Here is a 5,161-nt window from a genome sequence, read left to right on the forward strand (position 1 = left end):
TCGGTCAATGGGCTTGAACAAGGCTACGAGAGATGTGGTCGGCCAGGACTTTGGCCGTTGCGCCATCCGCCAGGATTCCCGGGTCGAGGTTGATTTTGTAATGCGTCTTGAGCTTGCTCAGCGAACGGATCAGTGCCAAAGAAGTGCCGCCGAAGTCGAAAAAGTCATCGTTGACGCCGATGTTTTTCAGGCCCAGGTCTTCGCTCCAGACCTTGAGCACGAAGTGCTCCTGCTCACTGAGGCCCTTGACGTCTGCTGCGCGCAAGGACGTCGTCCCGGCGACAGGCGAGGGCAGTTGTGTCTTGTCGATTTTGCCGTGGTGGGTGACCGGCAACTCTGCCAGCGGCACATACACCGAAGGGCGCATGTACTCCGGCAAACTGTCGGCCATCAATGCGGCAACTTCGCTGCGGGTCTGCTCGGTCCAGGCATCGACGCCCTGGCCTGGCACCACGTAAGCCACCAGGCGCAGGTCGCCATCACCGTAATCATGTACACCGACATGCGCGGCAGCCACATTCGGGCTGGCTTGCAGAGCGGCTTCGATCTCGCCGGGCTCGATGCGGAACCCGCTGATTTTCAATTGCTCGTCGCAGCGACCGGCGTAACGATATTCGCCATTACTTTCCAGGGTCATCAGGTCGCCAGTACGGTAAGCGCGTACAGCACCAGGCAATTCGACGAATCGCTCGACATTGAGCGCCTCACGGTTCAGATAGCCCTGAGCCACACCGGCACCTTCGATGTACAGCTCGCCAGTGGTGCCTTGCGCGACCGGGGCCTGACTCGCGTCAAGCAGGTGCAGGCGCCAGCCGTCCAGCGGCTTGCCCAGCGAAACCATGGCCGCTGACTCCAGGTCCTGCGCCAACACTCGCTTGAAAGTAGTGTGAACGGTGGCCTCGGTGATGCCGTACATGTTGATCAGCGCAGGTTTCTGGTCGCCATGCCGCTCGACCCAGGGACGCAGCACAGTGGCGGGCAACGCTTCGCCACCAAACACCACGTAGCGCAGCGCCAGAGGAGCAGTGTTGCCACGGTCGGCTTCATCAAGACCACGGAAGGCCGATGGCGTCTGACTGAGCACGGTGATGCGCTGATCGGCGAGCCATTGACGCAGGCTGGCAGGCGAGCGCGAAACGTCATACGGGACAACGGCCACCTGGCCGCCGTGGGCGAGGGCACCCCAGATTTCCCAGACCGAGAAGTCAAAACCGATGGAGTGGAACATCGACCAGACGTCCTGGGCGTTGAAGCCAAAGGCGCGCTGGGTGCTTTCCAGCAGGCGACTGACGTTGCCATGGGAAACCTGCACACCCTTGGGCTCACCGGTGGATCCCGAGGTGTAGATGATGTAGGCAGTGGAATTGCTCGGGTCGATACGGGTGTCTTCAGCGGCCGGTTGCAGCGCCGGCGCGGACAGCAACTCGTCGAGTGCCAATACACGCAGAGACGGTATGTTCGGCAGGTTGGCGGCATCGCCGATGATCAGGTTCAACTCACTGTCGCGCACGATGTGCTCGACGCGTTTGCCGGGGTATTGCGGGTCGACCGGCACATAGGTGCCACCGGCCTTGAGAATACCCAGCAAGCTGGTGACCAGATCGACGCTGCGCGGCAGGTACATACCCACACGCGTGCCATAGGTCACACCTTCATCGCGTAAACGTGCAGCCAGCTTCGTCGAGAGCGCGTCGAGCTGTGCGTAGCTCAACGTCCGGGCCGCATCGCTGACAGCGGTGCGCTCAGGAAATTGACGTGCCCTGTCACTGAATATCTCGTGCAGGAAAGCACCGGGCTTGAGAGGGGCTGACGCGGCGCAAGGCGATTCGTCAGTGTTCTTAATCGGCATGACCAAGGCTCCTGTGTAGTAACCAGGTGCAGCGTTCAGATCCGCTGCACTCGAGACATCCCTGCGGCCTGAAGGATCCGTTCAAAGGGCCGGCACGATCCGCAGTTGGCGCATTTCAGCACCGACTGCCAGCCGGCGTCTGTCGAGGGAAATGGGGACAAAGCCCTGCCGAACGCAATGAGTACGTATTGACGCTCTGCGCGACCGCTGTCCCGGATTGCGGTGACAGACGCCCCCGGGCCATCAGTGTTTTTATTCTTGCGCGGTGCCGGAGCGTGTTGGTCTGGCGCCAAACAACGTGGATGTGAAGGGCTGAGGTCCAGGAGTTTGTTCATGAGTCTTCAAGCTGACACTGCGCCCGTTTTCGCTGACCAACAGCAAGCGGATGCGCCAACGTGGCCCGACGGGGCCGCTGACCGCTCGGTGCGGTTGTCCCTGCTGGCTGCCGGCATCAGTTTGCCGATGGTCGTCGAGCCATGTGCTGACGAACTGGACCCGGTTCAGTGGGCCAGCGCGCGACGCGAAGCGATTGAGGCATTGTTGTGTCGTCACGGCGCGGTGTTGTTTCGCGGGTTCGACCTGCCTTCGGTCGCCGCCTTCGAAGCATTTGCCGAGGCGCTGTCGCCTGGCCTGCACGGCACCTACGGCGATCTTCCGAAGAAGGAAGGCGGGCGCAATGTCTATCGCTCAACGCCATATCCCGAACGCGAAATGATCCTGTATCACAATGAGAGTTCTCACCTGGAAAGCTGGCCTCGCAAGCAATGGTTCTTCTGCGAGAAGCCATCGCAAGTGGGCGGGGCGACCCCGCTGGCGGACATCCGCCAGGTGCTTGCCTACCTGCCCAAAGAGGTGGTCGAGCGCTTTGAAAGCAAAGGCCTGCTTTACAGTCGCACGTTCACTGCCGGAGTCGAGCCAAGCTGGGAATCGTTCTTCGGCACCTCTGAGCGCAGCGTCATCGAGCAGCGTTGCCGCGAACAGGGCACAGACTTCGAATGGCTTGACGGCGACACGCTGCAGCTGCGCACCCGTTGCCCGGCGGTGATCAGCCACCCGTTCACCGGCGAGCGCTGCTTTTTCAATCAAGTGCAGTTGCATCACCCCTATTGCATGGGCGAGGAACTGCGCGAGGACCTGCTCGACATGTTCGGCCCCGAGCGCCTGCCACGGCTGGTCAGTTATGGCGACGGTTCAGCCATCGAAGACTCGGTGATGGCCTTGATCGGTGATGCCTACGAGGCTTGCGCGGTGCGCTTCGACTGGCGCAAGGGCGATGTGGTGATGCTTGACAACATGCTCGTCGCCCATGCCCGTGATCCTTATGAAGAGCCGCGGCTGATCGTTGTGGCCATGGGTGAAATGACCGCTCGGGGCGATGTCTGGCAACCGGCCTGAATGTTCGATATCCATTGATACCGTCAGGGCTTTCAACCACCAGCGCCCGCACGGACCAAGCATCCAAGGACAGCAACCAATGAAAACCAAGCAAGAGAAGAAGACCAGACCGGGCTCGATCATGCGTCTGTTGTGGAGCAGCCATCCCTGGCTGACGTTCTTTACGCTGGTTACCGGGCTCATCAGCGGCGTGGCGTCCATTGCCGTGGTCAATGTGATCAACCAGGCGATTCACGAGGAGACCTTTCAGCGTCAGTCGCTGTTCTGGTTCGTTGGTCTGAGCGCGGTGGCGCTGCTGTTCCGCAACGGTGCAGCGCTGTTTCCGGCCTACGCCAGCATGCGCATCATGACCCGCCTGCGTATTGCCCTGTGCCGCAAGATCCTCGGCACGCCGCTTGAGGAAGTCGACCGCCGCGGTGCGCCGAATGTCCTGACGATGCTCACCAGCGATATTCCGCAACTCAACGCTACGTTGTTGATGATGCCAACGATCCTGGTGGAGTCGGCTGTGTTTCTGTTCGGTATTGCCTACCTTGCCTACCTGTCCTGGGTGGTGTTCGCGATCACCGTCGCTCTGATGATGCTGGGGGTTGCACTGTACCTGGTGCTTTTCATGGGCGGCATGAAGTTCAGCCACAAGGTGCGCGACGAGTTCACGGCGTTCAATGAACACACGCACGCGCTGGTGTTCGGACTCAAGGAACTGAAACTCAACGGTATTCGCCGCCGCTGGTTCAGCCGCTCGGCGATCCAGGAGTCTTCGGCCCGGGTCGCGAAGTACAACTACATTGAACGGCTCTGGTTCACTGCCGCCGACAACGTTGGCCAACTGAGCCTGTCGCTGCTGGTCGGTTGCCTGCTGTTCGCAGCGCCGATGTTCGCTGTCATCGATGCCAAGACCATGAGCGCCAGTGTGCTGGCAGTGCTGTACATCATGGGCCCGCTGGTGATGCTGGTCAGCGCCATGCCCATGCTGGCCCAGGGACGTATTGCCTGCACGCGCCTGGCGGACTTCGGTTTTTCCATTAACGAAGCGCATCCGGAACCGGAAACCGGCGACGCCGACAATGTGCTGTTCCTCGACCATAAGAAGCCCTGGGATAGTATCCAGCTGAAGAACATACACATGAGCTACAAGGACCCACTGAGCAACTCCGGTTTTGCCCTGGGACCTATCGACCTGACAATCCGTTCCGGTGAGTTGATCTACATTGTCGGCGGCAACGGTTGTGGCAAAAGTACCCTGGCCAAGGTGCTCTGCGGCCTGTACATCCCGAAAGAAGGTCAGCTACTGCTCGACGGTACGGTAATCACCGACGACTCGCGCAGCAACTATCGCGATCTGTTCTCGGCGGTGTTCTCCGACTTCCACCTGTTCAACCGCCTGATAGGTCCTGACGAGAAAGAACAGGCCAGCACCGATCAGGCGCAGAAATACCTGTCGACTCTGGGCCTGGAAGACAAGGTCAAGATCGAAGGACACGGTTATTCGACTACCAAAGCTTTGTCATACGGCCAGCAGAAACGCCTGGCCCTGGTGTGCGCCTATCTGGAAGACCGTCCGATTTACCTGCTGGACGAATGGGCCGCCGACCAGGACCCGCCATTCAAGCGTTTCTTCTACGAGGAACTTCTGCCAGACCTCAAACGGCGCGGCAAGACGGTACTGATCATCACTCACGATGACCAGTACTTCCAGCTGGCCGATCGCATCATCAAGTTGGTCGACGGTTGCATCGTCTCCGACGTGAAGTGCGAGGTCCAGGGCAAGCGCGCCTGAACTGAAGCGCTGTTCAACTTTCCAGGGACGATCCTTCACAAAACTGCATGAAGCAGATCGCTCCCTGCCTTGATCCGACTACCGGTTTTCGCTGCCTTTTGTGTGCGGCCAGGCCGACCCTTTGCGAGAAGAAATGT

Annotated in this window: 3 protein-coding genes; 2 read left to right on the forward strand and 1 reads right to left on the reverse strand. The window is 60.0% G+C overall.

Annotated features, from left to right (window positions below):
* Window positions 1–4: 4 nt before the first annotated feature.
* Window positions 5–1,849: a syringomycin E biosynthesis L-threonine--[L-threonyl-carrier protein] ligase SyrB1 gene (syrB1, locus tag BLR20_RS04205; protein ID WP_054994099.1), complete on the reverse strand. Its 1,845-nt coding sequence runs from the start codon at window positions 1,847–1,849 to the stop codon at window positions 5–7.
* Between the two features lie 333 nt (window positions 1,850–2,182).
* Between syrB1 and BLR20_RS04210 the strand changes: the two genes are divergently transcribed.
* Together BLR20_RS04210 and BLR20_RS04215 are read left to right on the forward strand one after the other, a co-directional pair.
* Window positions 2,183–3,244, forward strand: coding sequence for a TauD/TfdA family dioxygenase (locus BLR20_RS04210; protein WP_054994100.1), 1,062 nt, complete (start codon window positions 2,183–2,185; stop codon window positions 3,242–3,244).
* Between the two features lie 79 nt (window positions 3,245–3,323).
* Window positions 3,324–5,024: a cyclic peptide export ABC transporter gene (locus BLR20_RS04215; RefSeq protein WP_010438132.1), complete on the forward strand. Its 1,701-nt coding sequence runs from the start codon at window positions 3,324–3,326 to the stop codon at window positions 5,022–5,024.
* The last annotated feature ends 137 nt before the right edge of the window (window positions 5,025–5,161 follow it).

This window comes from Pseudomonas congelans, assembly GCF_900103225.1.
Classification (GTDB): domain Bacteria; phylum Pseudomonadota; class Gammaproteobacteria; order Pseudomonadales; family Pseudomonadaceae; genus Aquipseudomonas; species Aquipseudomonas congelans.